Consider the following 18,427-nt stretch of genomic DNA (forward strand, 5'->3'; position numbering starts at 1 on the left):
CAACTTAGATCCAAGTTAATAATTCGGGTTGTTCGGCTTTAATAAAATGATGCTCATTTAAACTTAAAAGCTGTGGCTGATTACCCACTAAGCGAACAGTCGTTAAACTTGTATTGGTAATCGCCCAGTTTAAAGCAAATGTTTTATTGACACTCACTTCAAGTAGTTTTCCTGCAATCACAGAAATCACGCCACCCGATGTAAACACCACTGCATAACGTGGTTTCGATTCAGCCAGTTGATTACACAAATTTTCTAATGCAGTTTCCACACGATTTTGAAAATCCGGCCATGATTCATCATACTCATGGTGAAAATCACCACCTGTCCAGCGCTGGATCGCACCTTCAAAAATTTGTGATAAATATGCACGTGGGCTTTCAGCATTTGCGACTTCAGCTTTCAATGTTTCAGGCTGACTAAACCGAGGATCATGTAATTCAAAAACTTGCTGATGATTAAACTCGTTCCACTCGTTATTGGTTTCTACATCAACCTCAGGAAAACATTCAGCTAAAGTAAAATTAGCGGTTTGTTGATGCCTTTGCATAGATCCAGCCACCACATACGGTGCTTGTTTCAATATTTTTTCAAAATACCGCCCCAGCAATGCCGACTGTAATTCACCGTTAGGTGATAACTTGTCATAGCTCTCTGCGCCAAAAGAGGCTTGTCCGTGACGGACAAAATAAATCGTCGTCATTTCGGCATCATCTCTTTAAATTTAGCAATGTATTTTTGTGCTAAATCATTGGCTTCAATTTTTTGAATCCCGATGAGTTTAAGGGCACGAATGTGTAAGGCGTGAATCACAATCCAAAAGTCTTTAAATGCAGGATTGGTTGTTTGCTTATGATAGTAACGGTAATAAATTTGTTGAGCGATAACAGCTAAACGGAAGACGCCGAAAACTTCGTAAAATGTCCAATTCGACGTTTCTAAACCTGTTTTATTTAAATAATACTCAACCACTTCTTTACGCTTAAACATCCCTTTAAGGTGTGTAGGCTGACGACGTGTTGATTTAAATATTTGATTATCGGTATCCTCCACCCAATACGCCAATGCTGAACCCAAATCCATCAATGGGTCACCTATAGTCGCCATTTCCCAATCCAATACACCAATCACTTGGGTTGGATTTTTTGGATCTAAAATAACATTATCAAAACGCCAATCGTTGTGGATCACACAGGTTTTTGAGTCTTCCGGTATGTGTTCTTGTAACCATTTTCTAACATATTTAAATGAAGGAACATTAATCGTATGTGCTTTATCAAAACGGCTGTCCCAACCCTCAACTTGACGACGACAGTAACCTTCGCCTTTACCGAGTTGCTCAAGGTCTGTACCCAAGTAAGGAACTTGATGAAGTTCAATCAATTTGTCGATGACATTGGTACAGAGTTCACGAACTTCCAGTTCACCAAATTGCAATTCAGGTGGTAGTTTTGCCCGTGGAATAATTCCTTCAATGCGACGCATCACATAAAAGTCACTGCCAATAATACTTTCATCCTGGCACAGCGCTAACATTTCAGGGAGTACTGGATAATATGGAACCAAGGCTTTTTGAACCTTAAACTCACGTGCCATATCATGTGCAGATTTAGCTTTTGTCCCTTTAGGAGGACGACGTAAAATTAAATCTGCATTGTCATATTTTAAACGGTAAGTCCAATTTGAAGCACCACCAGAGTATTGAGTGACTTCAGCCGGACCTTGTACATCAACGCTATTTTCAAGGAGCCATTTTGTAACGGCTTGAATATCAAGTTCTTCACCCTCGCGAACTTGTCCACCTACATCGATTATTGACATTATGCTTCCCTAATTTCATCTTCAATCAAATACTTAAAAAAGTATTACAATCTATTCATCTTAATTAAAAAATGTATAAAGATCTATGATTTACGCTTAGAAGCATAGCCTCTTTTCGCAAGTTCTAATTTGGCGATCATACCTTTATGAACTTCATCAGGGCCATCTGCTAAACGTAGTGCTCTTGCTTGTGCAAAAAATCCAGTGAGTGGTGTATCTCTTGACACACCTGCACCGCCGTGAATTTGTATCGCCATATCGACCACTTTTTCTAAAACACTAGGTGCAACCACTTTAATTGCTGAAATCTCTGAAAGTGCAGCCATATTTCCTAAAATATCCATTTTATATGCGGCATACAAGGTTAAGAGACGAGCTTGATCGATAGCCACACGTGCTTCAGCAACACGTTCTAAGTTACCACCTAGTTTTAAAATTTCTTTACCAAAAGCAGTACGACTCATCCCACGATCAATCATTAACTCCAATGATTTTTCAGCAGCACCAATACAACGCATACAGTGATGGATGCGCCCTGGACCTAAACGGCCTTGAGCAATTTCAAAACCTTGACCTGCTCCGCCAATAAAGCTCGATAGTGGAACTCGAACGTTCTCAAAGCTGACCTCGCCGTGACCATGTGGCGCATCATAATCACCAAAAACAGGCAACATCCGCTCAATTTTCACACCTAGAGTATCAATCGGAACGAGCACCATCGAATGTTGATGATGGCGATCTTTATTTTCATCAGGGGTATGCGCCATAAAAATAATAATTTTTGCATTTGGATCACCTAAACCCGAAGACCACCATTTTCGTCCATTGAGTACAATGTCATTACCTTCAATGATCGCAGTGGCTTGCATATTGGTGGCATCACTTGAAGCAACATCAGGTTCAGTCATACAAAAAACAGAACGAATTTTTCCGTCCAATAATGGTATGAGCCAATCTTGTTTTTGTTGTTCTGTCCCATAGCGCCAAAGCAGTTCCATATTGCCACTGTCAGGCGCATTACAGTTAAAAATGGTCGGTGCCAATAAACTTCGACCCGTGAGTTCGGCAATATGTGCATATTCTTGAACGGACAAACCTTGTCCCAAAGTTTCGTCAGGAAGAAACATATTCCAAAGACCTAGCGCTTTAGCTTTTTGTTTTAAGATTTCTAACTGAGCTGGCCATTGCCATGCTGTCCAATCCCCACCCAAATTCAGTTCATGAACCTCTTGCCAAAATTGTGTTTCGATTGGCTCAATTTCTTGCTCGATAAAGTTTTTGGTTCGGCTTACAAAGTCTTGTGCTTTTGGGGAAAGTTGAAACATTTCTCATCCTTTGAATTATTTATATGGCTCTCGCTTTACAACACATTAACTTGAAAACTATTATGAATGAAATGATTTAACTGAATAATAAGATATGAATACTATTCATAATCAATCTGCTTTAGATATTTCAATATTCAATCGAATTGATATCAACCTATATCCTCTTTTTATCGCTATTTTTGAACTGAAAAATATCAGTAAATCAGCGCAAAGTTTGTATTTAAGTCAATCTGCCGCAAGTCATGCCTTACAACGGCTCAGAGTACAACTGAATAATGAATTGTTTATACGCAATGGTCATCAGATGTTGCCGACGCCATTTGCTGAGCAGATTTATCCAATTATTAAAAATGCATTAATTTCAATTCAATCCATTGCAGTTCAAAATTTTGCATTTGATCCCAGTCATATTCAAAACCTTAAAATTGCGATACATGATGAAATTGAACCGCTGATCTTCCCTAAATTGATTCAACACTTTCAAAAACTAGAACTTAATATTCAACTCATTAGTATTAAACTGGATCGACTTAAAATCAAAGATAACTTGGCATCTCAACAGATTGATTTTGTCATCGATATTGAACAAAATTATGGCGATGAAATTGAGTTTAGAAATCTAGTCCACGATCAGTTTGTACTCTGTACACAGCAAAGTAATGTTGACCAAAATCAATATCTTTCCTCTCCGCATCTAGGTGTATCTTCGCGAAGAACGGGCACGCTGATCGAAGATGTTTATTTACAACGGATGAATTTATCTAGAAATATCAGTCTACGCTGTCAGCATTATTCAACTGCGATACAAATTTTGGCATTACAGCCTGATTCACTCCTGACCATTCCACACAGTATTCTGTCAAATTTAGATGTGCCAAAATCTATCCATATTTTGGAGTTACCTATTTCGCTGCCGCAAATGAATATAGGTCTTTTTTGGTATTCAAAGTTAAATGAAAATACGCGTCATAAATTTTTAAAAAAAGAAATACTTCATATTTTTGCTTAGGCTATTTACACCAATATAAATTTGCTTAGGCTATTTTAACTGCCCATGTAAAAATTATTCAAATGCTTACTATTCAAGCATTACGGCGCTACTTGCCTAGTATTTCGTCGTATGATTTTATGATTTAGCCGTAGAATTAAAGCGATATTCTGCTGTTTTGGCTTTAAAGCCACTTTTCTATGTTGTCTGATCTTCCTGCAAGCTGGCTCATTGCTATAGGCATGGTTTTATGTCTATTGTTAATGATCATTTTCCGTCGTGTACGCATTTTTTTAACGGCGCTTTTTAAGCCTTATAAAAAGGGTAAAAGTTACTGGTGTCGTGTTTCTGCAATTAGCGATGGTGATACCCTCACCTGCTACCGACTTAATTTGAGACGCTCTGAAACCAAACTGAGATTTGCCTACGTTGATGCACCGGAGTCTTCCCAAAGCTACGGCGCTGAATCACATCGTTTAATCAAAAAAATGGTGTATAAAAAAATTGTACGCGTCACCATTACCGATATTGATCGTTATGGTCGCTGTGTTGGTGTGATTCATCGTTACCGTAAAAATATGAATGAAGAAATGGTGAAGCGCGGTGCAGCATGGGTCTATGAAGAATATATTAAAGACCCTAAACATCGTAAACACATGCTTGCATTACAAGCCAATGCACGTAAGAAAAAGAAAGGACTTTGGCGAACAACACGCCCTATTCGTCCTAGTGATTTTCGGAAGAATAAAAAGTAACGCAATACAACCGACTGTTTTTAAAGACTAACGACCAATTTTATATTGGTCTTTTTTTATGGTGAATGATTAGCCACTTGATTCTGAATAATGAACGGCGTAAATTGTCATTAATTTAGTTACCCTAGTTAACTACTATGACAATTTCTCCTAAAATTAGAACGGTCTTGTTACGCAGTGCGCGACTGATGAGTGAAATGATCAATGAGGTTTTAGAAACTTACCAATTAAATTATTCACTTTGGCAAGTAGTCTACCTGATCCATGAACATCAATGTATTACTTCAATTGATCTTTCAAAAATACTCAAAGTATCAAAGCCTTCTATCGCAAAAAGAATTCAGGTTCTTCTTCAACTCAATATTATTGAACCCGTTAAATCGTTGGATAAACGTGAAAAAAAACTTCAGCTTACAGCACATGGCTATAGCGTGTTTAGTGATTGTTCAAAAATGATCGATGTGGCTGAACAAGACCTTTTGTCTAATTTCCAAATAAATGATTTACAACAAACTTTTGAAACTTTAGAGCAAATATTACAGAAACTTGAGACGAATAAACGTGGAGAAAGCACATGATAACGAATCAAGATGCTCCATCTGCTCTCTGGACGCGGAACTTCATTCTAATTAGCTCGATTAATTTTCAGCTGGTACTGACCTTCTACCTGCTAGTGATCGTTATCGTTGGATATTCCGTGGCCGAGCTTGGTGCGACTACTGCTCAAGCAGGCCTAATCTCTGGACTATTTATCATTGGCACATTGATTGGGCGTTTCTTAGTTGGGAAATTTTTAGAACGATTTGGTCAAAAAATCACATTGATTGTCGGCTTAGTGGGTTTTCTCATTTTCTCTGCGTTTTACTTTGTCCATTTAGATATTGGCGTACTGCTCATTGTACGTTTTATGCATGGTTTCATGATGGGCGTTGCCTCTACCGTATTAGGAACTGCAATTGCCCAAATCATTCCTGCTCAACGTCGAGGCGAAGGTATTGGCTATTATAGTTTAAGCAGTACACTTGGCACGGCGATTGGTCCTTTTCTTGCCATCTGGATGATGTTTCGATTTGAGTACAATGTGATTTTTGCTGTCTCTAGTGTCATCGCGATGAGTTGTGTATGTATTGGACTCATGATCAAAATGCCGAAAAATATTGTTTCTAAGGCATCAGCATCGACATTAGAACTGCATCCAAAACAAACCAGTCAACCCTCTTGGATTTCAAACTTTATTGAAGTGAAAGCCGTTCCGATTTCTATCGTGATTTTACTTGCTTCAATCTGCTATTCAGGCGTTTTATCATTCATTAATTTCTATGCCAAAGAAATTAACTTATTAGAAGCTGCTGCAGTCTTCTTCCTGATGTACGCGATTGCTATTTTGTTTTCACGACCATTTACAGGTCCATTACTAGACCGTAAAGGCGAAAACATCATTATGTATCCCGCATTTGTCATTATGGCATTAGGCTTATTTCTTTTGAGTCAAGCCAGCGCATCATGGATGCTTCTGTTAAGTGCAGCCTTATTGGGCTTAGGCTATGGCAATATTCAATCTGTTTGCCAAACACTTGCTGTAAAAAGCGCAACCCTCGAACGAATGGGATTTGCTACATCGACCTATTTTATATTCCTTGATGCAGGACTGGGCTTTGGTCCTTATTTCATTGGAATCGCCTTAGATTATATTTCTTATGCATCACTGTATTTATATAGTTCAATCGGCGCATGTGCATGTTTATTAATTTATTACGTATTACACGGTCGTATGGCGAATAAAGTTGAAGCGACTGTTTGATTCACATGCAATTCGTAAAATGCTAACCAACGCTCTCTATTAATGAAAAGATTGGTTAGCAAGTTCTCTCAAAATTAAAATGATAAGCTTGCTAAGTTAAACCGCTTATTCAAAACGTGAACATTAGGCTCAATCATCCTAACTAATTTTGATTCAAATTATTATTTAAATACTTTGAAGCGGTCTTCATCGTTCATATAACCTTTTGGATAAGCTTCACCTTCAATCGAACCAAATACGATCTGAGCACGTAATTTCCATGATTCAGGCACATTCCACTCTTGATGAACCTCTGCGTCTACGATTGGGTTGTAATGCTGTCCAAACAGCAAACTGTGCCATAGCTGTAGAGTGTTCAGCCCATATTGGGAAATTTTCAGCATACGCTGGATATTTTGTTTGTAAGTCTTCTATGACACTCATATCTTCAAAAAATAAAACTGTACCAACACCTGCGGCAAAGCTATCCATTTTTGCTGAGCTTTTAGCAGCCGCAGTTTTGTCCTTGGCATAAGACTTTAATTTTTCATTCACAAAGCCCCAAAATTTTTCGTGCTCTTGATTAAACAGAATCACAGCACGTGAAGATTGCGAATTAAATGATGATGGACTTTGCTTAATCGCTGTTTGAATCAAATCAGTTAAATATTCTGTGCTATGCGTTACATCTTTACCAATTGCATAAATGGTACGGCGTTTATTAATTAAATCTAAAAACTGATTCGACATTTGACTAAATCCTTTGATATATCCTCGGGGAATTTTGATACTTCGGCTTATATTCATTAGTTATACTTCATAAGGGTATTAACCTTTGAATATTTAACCTAGCAGCTCATTCTGTGTCGTAAATATTAAGCATGATCTATTCCAAAATCCGTCTTAATGCTTTTGTTTGAAAGAATATAGACCTGAATGTTTATTTTTCAGCCTAATTACATCCAACAAGTTATCTTGCCATTACGAATCGAAAAATGGGCATAAAAAATCCCCCAATGATCTGGAGGATGTTCTATATCGAGCTTCGCTATAAAAGCGAATTAAAACTTCGCTTCAAGTACATTGGCTTTCATGTGGTTTTTCCACAAATCACGTAAAGTAGGCAAATAGAACTTCTCACCTAGATCCACCAATTCAGCATCAATTAATGCATGAACTTCATGAACGAATAAATAATCTAGTTCAACCATGCTGAGTTTAGGCTGATCCTTTGAATAGGTTTTACGCTTTTGCTGTGCTTGTTTCACCAGTTGGTCTGCAAAGCTTCGTGTTTTGTATTGAGCAATCGCGTTTAAACGTAATTCAATCACCCCCCAACCACTTAACAGTAATTTAAACATTTCAAAATCTTGAGTGCTTGATTCCCATGTCATTTCTTCTAAGTTTTCATCTGAAGGTAAGACTGGAAGCAATAATTCCATCACACTTGGAAAAATCTTTTTGAAATTGAGAATAAATTTAACTGGATGTTCGCCTGGGTAATCTTTAAATTGAACGTTTTTCTGAACATCTGTTAAATATATTGCGAACATCAAATAATTCCTTGGGATAACATACTGTTTCATAAATACTTCTATGAATTTCTATAAATTCAGGGTCAAACAGTAAAAAAGCAGGGTGCATTTTAGCAATTATTTGGTTGTATTCAATGAATTTTGGGTGAGTTTCGGACTAATGATTAATATTTATAATTTTCATTTATTCATCACATTAAAACATTTTCCACATCACAGCTTCTAGTTATGTAGTAATTCGGATTATAAAAGCCTACTATCTAGAAAGCTCTTGCTTTAATTTGCTATTTCATAAAGTAAGAGCTTTTTAACCACACTAACTTCCTTAAATCCTTTTGTAAGTGCTTTATAAATTGGAAATACTAGATAGAGGCATATTGTGCTTCTGGAATATTACTCAACAGACTAAAGAAGATTGATCTTGTTTGTGCATTTAAAGTCTGCGTAGGACATTTATTAAGAAGTTTAATAGCCTCGATAGGCATTAATTGAGATGTAAACGACACAGAAAGTTGAATAAAAAATGTCTTATTAGTTTCAACAGCAAGATCAAGTATCTGTTGAACTTCATTGTATCTTGGCTTTCTTTGAGCAGTAAGAAATAATCCATCAAATAAAATGAATTGTTCAGAGAGCCCAGGAAATTTTACTTTAACAATTGCACCCATTAACGGCAGGTTCGTTTCAGGACCATCATTTTCTGAAAATGTACGATCTACAGTTTTATGAGTTGCAAATAAAATTATCCCATCACAAGTATTCGAGTTTAAGTAATAAGCCAAGTTTCTACAATTTTCGGTTGTATTATTTGATTTATATCTCGATACATTTAGTTTTTCATTATTAAAAATTGAACTTAAATTTTCAGCATAATTGAGATAGTGATTAGATGCTTTTGCGATAAAATCAGAACGCGAGGAAAACATATTAGAATTATTAACTTTCTCTCGTATAAACTCATCAATCTTATGGGTAAGACGAATTGGTAATGTTACATTAATCTTTTCTGTTTTTTCTTCATATCGTGAAGTATCTATACTAAGAACATGAAATATTACATTTGCCTCTTTATTTTTTAAGGCAACAATTGAAAGATCTGATGGTACAGGCAAACCTAAACCTACATCACTTAAATCATCAAAAAACTTTGACACTTTTAACTCAATTTCATTGATTGCTTCATCAAAACTTTTGCCAACGACGAAAATTTCTGGTGCATCGTAAAAAGTCGCTTTAAATTTTGGTCTTGGTTTGAAGAGAAAAGATTGTTCTTCAGCTTGTTGAATTTCAACTTGTACTAAATAATTCATAAGAACTCCAATAATCCAATTTTATGGATTTATAGAGTTATACTGCCAAGTTAATATTGATGTCAATAATTAATATAACTTTCGAGATTTAAAAAAAACAATCAATCCATAGATAAAAAGCTCATTATCAATGAGCTTTTTGATAAAATTTAAGATTACTTTATTTCACATTAGCCGAAACCATATTTGCAGGTACGACAACCTCATCAAACTGTTCAGGTGTAACTAAACCAAGCTCTACAGCAACTTGCTTAAGCGTCTTGCCTTCTTTGTAAGCGGTCTTTGCTACTTTCGCAGCATTTTCATAACCAATCACAGGATTCAGCGCAGTCACTAACATCAGCGAGTCATTTAAGAAATGATCAATCTTTTCTAAGTTTGGTTCAATTCCTACGGCGCAATGCTCATTGAAGCTATTACACGCATCACCCAACAACTGAATCGACTGAATTAAGTTATACGCAATCACAGGCATGAATACATTTAACTCGAAGTTCCCTGAAGCCCCAGCGACATTAATCGTCGTGTCATTACCCAATACTTGAGCCACAACCATCGTCATTGCTTCGCTCTGCGTTGGATTCACTTTACCTGGCATGATACTAGAACCCGGTTCATTCTCAGGGATTCTAAGCTCACCTAAGCCACAGCGTGGACCACTCGCTAACCAACGCACATCATTGGCAATTTTATTTAAACTTACAGCTAAAGTTTTTAAAGCACCTGAAGCAAAAACAGCTGCATCACGTCCTGCAAGCGCTTCAAATTTATTCGGCGCAGTGACAAAAGGCAATCCAGTCAAAGTCGCCAATTGTTCAGCAGCTTTTACCGCATAATCAGGATGAGCATTTAAGCCTGTACCCACAGCTGTTCCACCGAGTGGAAGTTCATACAAACCTTCTAAAGCTTGATTTAGACGTTTTAAACCATGATCGAGCTGAGACACATAACCACTAAACTCTTGTCCTAAAGTCAAAGGCGTAGCATCTTGTAGGTGTGTACGACCAATTTTCACAATCCCTGAAAATGCTTCAGACTTTTGATTTAAAGTTTCACGTAGCGCTTTTACTGAAGGAATCAATAACTCATTAATCAATAGACTTGAAGCGACATGAATCGCTGTAGGAAAAGAATCATTGGTTGATTGCGCACGATTGACATGATCATTGGGATGTACAGGCTTTTGAGCACCTAAAGGATTACCTAACTTTTGATTCGCAACGTTAGCAATCACTTCATTACAGTTCATATTACTTTGCGTACCTGAACCCGTCTGCCAAACGACTAATGGAAATTGGCTATCCCATTTCCCATCAATCACTTCTTCTGCTGCACCGACAATATAATGAGATAGCTCTTGAGGAATTTGGTTTAATTCAGAATTGGTAATGGCAGCCGCTTTTTTAACTAAGCCCATACCACGGATCATGGCACGAGGTAAACGTTCACCACCTATTTTAAAGTTTTGCAAACTACGCTGTGTCTGTGCGCCCCACATCGCCTCACTTGGAACTTCTACTTCGCCCATCGTGTCATGTTCAATACGTGTTTGCATGATTCACCTCTAATTTCTGTTATCTATTAACGTGTTTTTAACTTGTCTTTTTAAATGGTTTTAAAAAAATTTGTTCCGAGTCTCTTTAATTATCATAATCTGAATCCACTTAATTGCAAATAATTCTTATTTACTTTTATTATTCAATCTCTAGATGTATTACATTTACGCTATTTGCTAGACGATTTAACCAAACAACTCAGAAAGGTTTTTTATCAAAAACTCTCTCAGATTCTCATCATCAACTTAGATTTAACGTGCTTTGGTAAAACTGCCATTGATCTTGAATCATTTTCTCAACAGATCTTTTGGCTTTCCAACCTAACAATTGATGTGCTTTATTACTGTTTGAACCAATTTGATCAAGCTCATCAAATGAGTACGTTGCCTCAATGGTTTTAATTTGTTGTCCTGTAACTTTTTCAATCTCAGTCAAAATCTGTTGGATGGATAAGCTATATCCACCAATATCAAATGATTCACAGACGTTTTGTTGATGGTTGAACCAATATAAGCTCGCAAATATTGCATCACATACATCAAGCACATGCACAAAGCTACGTTCTACAGTTTGATCTTCAGTTTGTGCATTTTGTTGAAGTTCAATGTAATCTCTTTGCATGGTAGCCACTTGTAGTGCTAAAGGGACAATATTTTTAGGTAAGGGTTGTACAAACTCTCCCAATACCGCTTGTTCAAATGCACCTACAACATTACCAATACGAAGTAGTGCGACATTCCATTCATTATCCGTTTTGACTGTATCTCGAATAATTTCTTCAATCATTTGCTGAGACTTGATATAGGGATTTGAGTTATTAAAATTAAATGGCGTATTTTCATTCAGCTCTAAACTTGAGTGGCCGTAAACAGCGAGACTCGACAGGTGTACCAGATTACGAACACCTGTTCTTTGCATCGAACGCATTAAGCTCATGATGCAACTGAGATTATCATTATAATATTCGAGTGGTTTAAGACGAGATTCTTCTATAGATTTGAATGCGGCTGTATGAATAACAGCATCAATTGAATATTGTTCAAATACTTTGTTTAAAGCAGGTGTGTTGCGTACATCTAATTTGACAAAAGGAACATACATTCCTGCAATATATTCGAGTCTTTCTAATACTTGTAAATTTGAATTGGCTAAATTATCAACAATGACAACCTCTTGACCTTGAGCCAACAAGCTTAAAACGACATGAGAGCCTATAAAGCCTAAACCACCAGTCACTAAAATCATTGTATACTACCCTTTTGTTATGAAGTCAGAATGTTGCATTTCGTTCGTGTACATTCCTCAATGTGAAGTTCCAATGAGTACATTATTACTAATTACCTCTGCGCCGAGTTCAATTCATGCATGGCATGCCTTGGGACTTGCACAAGCCTTAAATGCGAAAAAGCAGCCATTTAGAGTGTTCTTTTATCAAGACGGAGTCGCTGTTGCCAATAACTTGCAATGGGTTCCTGATGACCAACGAAATTTGATGAAAGAATGGCAAAAACTGGAGATTAGACTGCCAGTATGTGTCAGCGCTGCATTAGCTAGAGGCATTACCGACGAAGAAAATGCAAAACGACATCAGATTGATACGCATAATCTCGCGCCACAATTTGAGCTGGTCGGATTAGGTGAACTGGCGGATGCTGTTCAATCAACCGAACGCTTAATTCAATTTTAAGTTGTTATTTTTATTTGACTGTTGCAATTGAAAGGTAAATTGTGTGAAAACTGTATTGGTTATATTAACTCAATCAAATCTTAATACATTACAAATACATGAAAGCTTATCTGCCACCATGGTTCTTGCTACATTTGGCTGTGAAGTTAAAGTATTGTTACAAGATGGCGCACTCAGTTTACTCAAATCTGATATGAATTTTGATCAGTTCAAACATGCATTTAAACTGGCATCAAATATGGTCGATAGTTTCGAATTTTATGACTTAACTCCTATTCTAGTTGAGCATAAAAATCAGAATCATACTTTTGTTGCTCAATCCGAACAAGACATTGAATTCATCAACCTTGATGCTCAATTTATTCAGTCTTTTGATCACGTTTTATATTGGTAATGGATATGTCTAATCACACGCTTTACTTAATTCAATCCAACTATGCCAACACTGAATCGATTTTGACTAAACTCAACTCAATTATCACAAGTGATGATTCTGTTGTATTGATGGGCGATGCAGTATTTTTTAGCCAAGCTGTAAATACTCAGATATGTTCAAATCTTTACGTACTTGAAAATGATGCTGAAAATATCCCTAATGTTGCATCAGTTGATTTTAAAATCATCAATTATGATCAATTTTCAGATCTAATCTTAGCTTACACACGCTGTATTACTTTAAAATAAGCCAATCAGGTTTATTCGTCGTTTTGGATATTAAAAATGAGTGAAAGTATGAATTTGCAATTAGATCAAGATGGTCATTTAGTGGACTACACTATTTGGAATCATCAAGTTGCTCAGACTTTGGCTCAAACGCTAGACCTAGATTTGACTGAATGGCATTTTGAGGTTTTGGAAGCTGTACGTCAGTTCTATGCACAATTTGGACACTCACCTGCAACTCGCCCTCTCATTAGGTTTTTAATGAAAGTGGTCAGTCCAGATATCAATAATGCAGTCTTACAAGAAAGGTTTAATACAGGCTTAGTTGCTCGTCATTTAAGTCGTTTAGCCGGAGTACCTAAGCCTGCGAATTGTTTGTAAGACTTAATTAACTAGTAGCATATATATATTTACTTCTTTCATTGAAAATATCCCAATTTTTATTATGTATACCCCATCTACAATTTTTTAAGTAATCTTGAATTTTTACAGATTCCAAATGCTTTATATAAAAATCAACAACGAAGGCTAAAAGTACCAAAGCCATACCCCAAACTATAGCACCTAAGAAAAATAATACTGCGCTAGCAATTGAAATAACAGCTGTAACCCCATAAGAAACAGCTAAAACTATGTTATTTCTAATATTTTTCTTAAATTGGATATAACCTATAAAAGCATTAACAACGATATTAACAATCAACACGCTAAATGTAATCTTCCATAGATTTGAATTTAATTTTGTAAGTCCTGCTCTGGCAATGTTTAACTCTGCTGATACCATTGAAATACTATTCAATCTATGTAAACTTAGAACTTTAGATGTCTTTTCCAAAATGAAAACATCAGCAATACCTCCAATTAAGGACATAATATTTCCAACTAATTCAGCAAACATCTTTCCATCAAAAACACCTTTTTTTTCCACCATTCCAATAAAGTTCATTATACCAATGGCATTAAAACCCAAACCTAAGACATTAAAACCTCGTAATGTATTATTATAATATTTAGCATTAGTCAAAGATTTTTCAAAAACTGTTTTTTTACTATCAATGAAAATTTGCTCCCCATTACTTAAAAAATATTCTTTTGTATTAAATTTTCCTTCAAGCATTACATTTCTATCAAAATTTGAATGATCAAATTCTAATTTAAGCTCACTATCAACAATTACAGTTAGGTTATATTTAGTAGAAGTATTTGCACTTAGTTTAGAACCAAACTGATTATTTAAAATTGCATTTACAGAATTTTCTACATTAATTTTAGCAAGTTTTTTTTGCGACCTAGAAAGTTCATCTGAATACTTAATACTAAAATCATTAACTATTGTTTTTAATATTTTTTTATAGTTTCCCGTATAATCGCTCACACTAAATTGTTTACCGGAAAACAATTCAAAACTCACCATCATTTTTGACCGTAACAAATTACTGTCGTGACCATTAGAATTATTATTTACTGAGCGAATTAAAGACCCACCTATCACCTCGGAAAATAATAGACTTTGCTCTCTCAACTGATTTTGACTATACTTTATAAATGAAAAGAAAATATCAGTTGATAAACCACTGTTTCTCTCCCCCCATTTTTCTACTAAATAGCCATATCCATCTGAAATTTTATAATCTTTTAAAAACTCATCCAAACTATTAACTGCATCAGCAACACTTGGATTGTCAAAAATAAAAGCTCTCATCAAATAATTATTCGGATTATTAAAGTCATCTTCACCAAGTAAACTGACAAAAAAATCACTCACAAGACTATAACCATCCATGTTTTGAATAATAGAGGTTAGAATACCTAAGAACTCGCTAGCAGAACTAATACTCTTATGATCAAAAAGACAACTAAAATAGTTAAGCAAAACATTACTTTTAAAATAATCAATATACAACAACAAAAGAGGCTTTAAAACACTTTCCATTTCCATCCTGACTTTATCATTTATACTATCTATTTCTAAATTCATTCTCTCTTCATTATAACATTTATTGTATTTACTCCATTTTTCTTTAAATTCTGCTTCTGTTTCATCATTAATATTTTTAAGCTCTTTTTGATTAAACATATCCGTCAAAATAAAACCACTTTTTTCAGTTACATATTGCTTAGAAGCTTTTTCAAGTTTATAGTCATCTGAAGTATAATCCTTAGAATCTTTTTTTGCTAATTCCTTCACTTTAACACTATGTCTTTTTTTAATTTTTTCATTAAAATACTTACTATATTCAATTGATTTTAGGTTCTTAATATTATTAAAGGTTTGATATTCTATCTCATTCAATTTAATTGTAATTTTATTATTATTTTTATTAATTATTTTTATTAGATCTTCCATTATACCTATTGGATCATCCAACACTATAATAGAATCACCAGTTACAATGTGTTTTTCGGGTTTTTTATTAACATCTCCAAAATCAATATAAGTATAATTAGGATTACCATTTTCATCATCTATTAAAAATTTTGAAACGCTAAACGGAACTTTTTTTTCATTTTTAATAATATTTACATAATCCCAAGGTACTATTTTTTCAAAGCTAGCCATTAAATCATTTTGACTGACTTGTAAGTTATCAAGAACTTTTGTAGACAACCTTTTATCCATTAAAAATTCATATACACCACTTCCTTGTATATCAAATTTTTGCATTATTTTATTACGAATAGTTGCATCATCACTTAAGTTTTTATATGCTTGATCACTTAATCTATGTCGAGTATAAACAATACTGACATCGTTACCTTCTACTGGATATAAATCTAGCAAAAATACCCCTGATAATGATTCCCCTGCACTCGTCTTAATCTCATTTTCCGTAGCTGAAAATTCTAGACATTTATCTGGCTTAACATCAACATCCATCTCCCCTTTATCAAGCTCTTTTATATAACCATTTTCATTCACTTTATATAAATTTAACTTATCTTCTTGCCTTTGAGAAAACCTCCAATTTTCAGAAAAAGTATAAATATATCCTTCATTCAATCTTCTTAAAATATATTCATATCCATTTGGAAGTTTTGGTAAATCTTTAACTATGCTTGGTTTAGGTTTAAGTATGTCAATTGATTCATCCTTCAATCCTATAGATATTCTAACAGGTAGAAACTGCCCACATCTTTGGCAATATTTACAATATGAATCACTTGAACTCTTACAATCATTTACCATAACTTAACCCTTAGTAACTTTAAAGTTTTTAAAAAACTGCTCACCAGTTAGGTGATCCAAATATTTACCACCCTTCTTCTTTATCATCCCATTAAGCAAATCTATATCTTTAATATTTATATTTGTTTTTAGGTTATTAGAAAAAGTATTTTTATTATTATAAATGAATTTCACACCCCACAAGCTTAAAATAACACTTTCAATGTTTTTAAAATATTTATCACTCCATATTCTTAAATTTTTATCCTCAATATAAATCTCCTTACTCCTCACTATAATTAAATGCAATATCACCCTAGGGTCATAATATCTAAATAAATATCCCCCCCTATAAATCATCATCTTTGTCAATATTTCAGAAAATTCATCCATATTTAAATTAGTTTTTATTACGTTTTGAAAAACATTCATCCTGTCAAATGTATGACGATAATTAGTTTCTTTTTCGATAAAAAAATAATTATAGAGCTCTTCTTTATCTTCCATTGAAACATTATTCAGTGAAACCAATATCGGTGAATTTCTTGCCCCACCAAATAAATCCACTGCTAGAGTTTTATAATTAATATTCTTTTCTTCCAAAAAGCTCTTATAATCAGAAAACAAAATTTGGTCATATAAAGCAAAATTATATTCTGAAAATTTTTCAAAGCTTATATTCATTTTCATCTAATTTTCACCAATGCAGCGCCCTCAACTGAAGATTTAGTTATCTTATATTCACAATCTTTTAGTTTAGGTAAATTTACTTTGGTCTGTGATAGTTCTTGTCCAGGTTTAAATAAATGTTGCCCAGCCTTCACCTCAAACTTTGCACCTGTGGTTGAGAATATCCCTGAACCATTGATTTTCAGTTGCGAACCACCAGCTGTCAAAATAATTTCTTTCGGACTCTTAAACTCAATGATGTCCTCGGTAGAAATAATCTGAACACCTTTACGCGCAATCAAATCTGCACCGTCACCTTGTGCTTGAATCTCAATCTTGCCTTTACCTGCATACAACCTTGCACCTTCTTGCGCTGCAAATAGACTAATCTTTTGACTTGCATGCCCAATCAAAGACTTTTGCGTAGAAATGTTAATAGTATCCCCTGCACTATGACTGATCTGTCCATCTGCGGAGATATGAATGTCTTCATTGGTTGCAAGTGCAATTGAATTTGGTGCAGCCAATATCATCAATGCTTGTTTAAATGCATCTGACTTTTCTTTACTGCCTTTTTCAATTTGCTCCATAAAGTTTTGGAGTTCCTCAAGCACCTCAAGCGGATCAGTCTGCTGATTCTTCGCCACTTCACTGAGGGCTTTAGCATTGTTAAGGCTTGTTTCTAATTGTGCCTTTGCCTCATTGGCATCCAGATGCGTGCCTGTGGCTTGGTCTTGTTTGTAGGTGGATAGTAGGAGGCCTTGCCCTGCTCTTACCGCACCCCATTGGTCTGTTCTCAGCTCAAAGCCTTCTCCTCGTCCATCGCTTTGTTCTGTTTCTTTGGGATGACTGAGGTTACCTAGGTTAAGTTGGCTTGCCCCATGGCTGTTTTGTAGTTGGGTCGATATCTGTCCTGTGGTGTCATCAAAGCGTAGTTGTCCATAGCCTTCTCCTTGCACCTCTTTGGAGCGGATGCCTGCCAGCTTTTTGGTGTCTGGCAACTGTCCTTTGATATCGAATTTGGTTGGACTGCGTTGTGCTTCGTGGATGCGTCCCACCACGAATGGGCGGTCGATGTTGCCGTCGAAGAAGTCGATCACCACAATTTCATCGATGCGGGGTAGGAAGCGTGCACCGTAGCCTTCACCTGCCCATGGGGTCAGTACATC

At 35.4% G+C, this 18,427-nt stretch carries 18 protein-coding genes and 1 pseudogene; 8 read left to right on the top strand and 11 right to left on the bottom strand.

Going from position 1 to position 18,427, the window contains the following annotated elements; genetic code table 11:
- Positions 1–4: 4 nt before the first annotated feature.
- The 3 genes from AC5YDM_RS14155 to AC5YDM_RS14165 form a co-directional block, all read right to left on the bottom strand.
- On the bottom strand, positions 5–703 hold the full coding sequence (locus AC5YDM_RS14155; protein WP_496152721.1) for a histidine phosphatase family protein: 699 nt from the start codon (positions 701–703) through the stop codon (positions 5–7).
- Positions 700–1,821 carry a phosphotransferase family protein gene (locus AC5YDM_RS14160; protein WP_496152722.1) on the bottom strand — a complete coding sequence of 374 codons (1,122 nt, stop codon included), beginning with the start codon at positions 1,819–1,821 and terminating at the stop codon, positions 700–702. The genes AC5YDM_RS14155 and AC5YDM_RS14160 overlap by 4 nt, the downstream gene beginning before the upstream one ends.
- A gap of 83 nt (positions 1,822–1,904) precedes the next feature.
- A complete protein-coding gene (locus tag AC5YDM_RS14165; protein ID WP_496152723.1) occupies positions 1,905–3,146 on the bottom strand; it encodes an acyl-CoA dehydrogenase family protein in 1,242 nt (413 codons plus the stop codon).
- 94 nt (positions 3,147–3,240) lie between these two features.
- On the opposite strand from AC5YDM_RS14165, the gene AC5YDM_RS14170 reads away from it, so the two are divergent.
- From AC5YDM_RS14170 to AC5YDM_RS14185, 4 genes are all read left to right on the top strand, one after another.
- The gene (locus AC5YDM_RS14170; protein ID WP_496152724.1) at positions 3,241–4,158 is read left to right on the top strand and encodes a LysR family transcriptional regulator; all 918 of its coding nucleotides are present in this window, start codon (positions 3,241–3,243) and stop codon (positions 4,156–4,158) included.
- Positions 4,159–4,337: 179 nt separating this feature from the next.
- Positions 4,338–4,892, top strand: coding sequence for a thermonuclease family protein (locus tag AC5YDM_RS14175; protein ID WP_496152725.1), 555 nt, complete (start codon positions 4,338–4,340; stop codon positions 4,890–4,892).
- Positions 4,893–5,029: 137 nt separating this feature from the next.
- A complete protein-coding gene (locus AC5YDM_RS14180) occupies positions 5,030–5,470 on the top strand; it encodes a MarR family winged helix-turn-helix transcriptional regulator (RefSeq protein ID WP_496152726.1) in 441 nt (146 codons plus the stop codon).
- A complete protein-coding gene (locus AC5YDM_RS14185; protein WP_496152727.1) occupies positions 5,467–6,693 on the top strand; it encodes an MFS transporter in 1,227 nt (408 codons plus the stop codon). Before AC5YDM_RS14180 ends, AC5YDM_RS14185 begins: the two co-directional genes overlap by 4 nt.
- 161 nt (positions 6,694–6,854) lie before the next feature.
- Here AC5YDM_RS14185 and AC5YDM_RS14190 read toward each other — a convergent pair.
- From AC5YDM_RS14190 to AC5YDM_RS14210, 5 genes and pseudogenes are all read right to left on the bottom strand, one after another.
- Positions 6,855–7,422 (bottom strand): annotated as a pseudogene (locus tag AC5YDM_RS14190) (nitroreductase family protein).
- A gap of 311 nt (positions 7,423–7,733) precedes the next feature.
- Positions 7,734–8,225 carry a hypothetical protein gene (locus AC5YDM_RS14195; protein ID WP_496152728.1) on the bottom strand — a complete coding sequence of 164 codons (492 nt, stop codon included), beginning with the start codon at positions 8,223–8,225 and terminating at the stop codon, positions 7,734–7,736.
- Between the two features lie 344 nt (positions 8,226–8,569).
- Entirely contained in the window at positions 8,570–9,517 is a 948-nt protein-coding gene (locus AC5YDM_RS14200) for a type II toxin-antitoxin system HicB family antitoxin (RefSeq protein ID WP_496152729.1), read from the bottom strand.
- 160 nt (positions 9,518–9,677) lie between these two features.
- Complete coding sequence (fumC, locus tag AC5YDM_RS14205) at positions 9,678–11,072, bottom strand: class II fumarate hydratase (protein WP_496152730.1); 1,395 nt, start codon at positions 11,070–11,072, stop codon at positions 9,678–9,680.
- 241 nt (positions 11,073–11,313) lie between these two features.
- Positions 11,314–12,318, bottom strand: a complete 1,005-nt coding sequence (locus tag AC5YDM_RS14210; protein WP_496152731.1) for an SDR family NAD(P)-dependent oxidoreductase — start codon at positions 12,316–12,318, stop codon at positions 11,314–11,316.
- A gap of 73 nt (positions 12,319–12,391) precedes the next feature.
- Here AC5YDM_RS14210 and tusD point away from each other — a divergent pair, with 73 nt between their 5' ends.
- From tusD to AC5YDM_RS14230, 4 genes are read left to right on the top strand one after another with little or no spacing between them, the layout of a single operon-like run.
- Positions 12,392–12,760: a sulfurtransferase complex subunit TusD gene (gene tusD, locus AC5YDM_RS14215; RefSeq protein ID WP_496152732.1), complete on the top strand. Its 369-nt coding sequence runs from the start codon at positions 12,392–12,394 to the stop codon at positions 12,758–12,760.
- Between the two features lie 43 nt (positions 12,761–12,803).
- On the top strand, positions 12,804–13,154 hold the full coding sequence (locus tag AC5YDM_RS14220) for a hypothetical protein (protein WP_496152733.1): 351 nt from the start codon (positions 12,804–12,806) through the stop codon (positions 13,152–13,154).
- 5 nt (positions 13,155–13,159) lie between these two features.
- Positions 13,160–13,444, top strand: a complete 285-nt coding sequence (locus AC5YDM_RS14225; RefSeq protein WP_496152734.1) for a DsrH/TusB family sulfur metabolism protein — start codon at positions 13,160–13,162, stop codon at positions 13,442–13,444.
- A gap of 48 nt (positions 13,445–13,492) precedes the next feature.
- On the top strand, positions 13,493–13,804 hold the full coding sequence (locus tag AC5YDM_RS14230) for a TusE/DsrC/DsvC family sulfur relay protein (RefSeq protein ID WP_496152738.1): 312 nt from the start codon (positions 13,493–13,495) through the stop codon (positions 13,802–13,804).
- Positions 13,805–13,811: 7 nt separating this feature from the next.
- Here AC5YDM_RS14230 and AC5YDM_RS14235 read toward each other — a convergent pair whose 3' ends face one another.
- The 3 genes from AC5YDM_RS14235 to AC5YDM_RS14245 all read right to left on the bottom strand — a co-directional run.
- Complete coding sequence (locus tag AC5YDM_RS14235) at positions 13,812–16,610, bottom strand: toxin VasX (RefSeq protein ID WP_496152735.1); 2,799 nt, start codon at positions 16,608–16,610, stop codon at positions 13,812–13,814.
- 3 nt (positions 16,611–16,613) lie between these two features.
- Entirely contained in the window at positions 16,614–17,279 is a 666-nt protein-coding gene (locus AC5YDM_RS14240; protein ID WP_496152736.1) for a hypothetical protein, read from the bottom strand.
- Positions 17,276–18,427 (bottom strand): DUF2345 domain-containing protein (locus AC5YDM_RS14245; protein ID WP_496152737.1); only part of this gene is annotated, 1,152 nt, incomplete at its 5' end. The genes AC5YDM_RS14245 and AC5YDM_RS14240, both read right to left, overlap by 4 nt.

The organism is Acinetobacter sp. CY81 (genome assembly GCF_059515925.1).

Coding starts and splice junctions, on each gene's coding strand:
- AC5YDM_RS14195 (WP_496152728.1), bottom strand. CDS start 8,225: ATGTTCGCAATATATTTAACAGATGTTCAGAAAAACGTTCAATTTAAA.
- AC5YDM_RS14225 (WP_496152734.1), top strand. CDS start 13,160: ATGTCTAATCACACGCTTTACTTAATTCAATCCAACTATGCCAACACT.
- AC5YDM_RS14165 (WP_496152723.1), bottom strand. CDS start 3,146: ATGTTTCAACTTTCCCCAAAAGCACAAGACTTTGTAAGCCGAACCAAA.
- AC5YDM_RS14210 (WP_496152731.1), bottom strand. CDS start 12,318: ATGATTTTAGTGACTGGTGGTTTAGGCTTTATAGGCTCTCATGTCGTT.
- tusD (WP_496152732.1), top strand. CDS start 12,392: ATGAGTACATTATTACTAATTACCTCTGCGCCGAGTTCAATTCATGCA.
- AC5YDM_RS14230 (WP_496152738.1), top strand. CDS start 13,493: ATGAATTTGCAATTAGATCAAGATGGTCATTTAGTGGACTACACTATT.
- fumC (WP_496152730.1), bottom strand. CDS start 11,072: ATGCAAACACGTATTGAACATGACACGATGGGCGAAGTAGAAGTTCCA.
- AC5YDM_RS14155 (WP_496152721.1), bottom strand. CDS start 703: ATGACGACGATTTATTTTGTCCGTCACGGACAAGCCTCTTTTGGCGCA.
- AC5YDM_RS14160 (WP_496152722.1), bottom strand. CDS start 1,821: ATGTCAATAATCGATGTAGGTGGACAAGTTCGCGAGGGTGAAGAACTT.
- AC5YDM_RS14200 (WP_496152729.1), bottom strand. CDS start 9,517: ATGAATTATTTAGTACAAGTTGAAATTCAACAAGCTGAAGAACAATCT.
- AC5YDM_RS14170 (WP_496152724.1), top strand. CDS start 3,241: ATGAATACTATTCATAATCAATCTGCTTTAGATATTTCAATATTCAAT.
- AC5YDM_RS14235 (WP_496152735.1), bottom strand. CDS start 16,610: ATGGTAAATGATTGTAAGAGTTCAAGTGATTCATATTGTAAATATTGC.
- AC5YDM_RS14180 (WP_496152726.1), top strand. CDS start 5,030: ATGACAATTTCTCCTAAAATTAGAACGGTCTTGTTACGCAGTGCGCGA.
- AC5YDM_RS14185 (WP_496152727.1), top strand. CDS start 5,467: ATGATAACGAATCAAGATGCTCCATCTGCTCTCTGGACGCGGAACTTC.
- AC5YDM_RS14175 (WP_496152725.1), top strand. CDS start 4,338: ATGTTGTCTGATCTTCCTGCAAGCTGGCTCATTGCTATAGGCATGGTT.
- AC5YDM_RS14240 (WP_496152736.1), bottom strand. CDS start 17,279: ATGAAAATGAATATAAGCTTTGAAAAATTTTCAGAATATAATTTTGCT.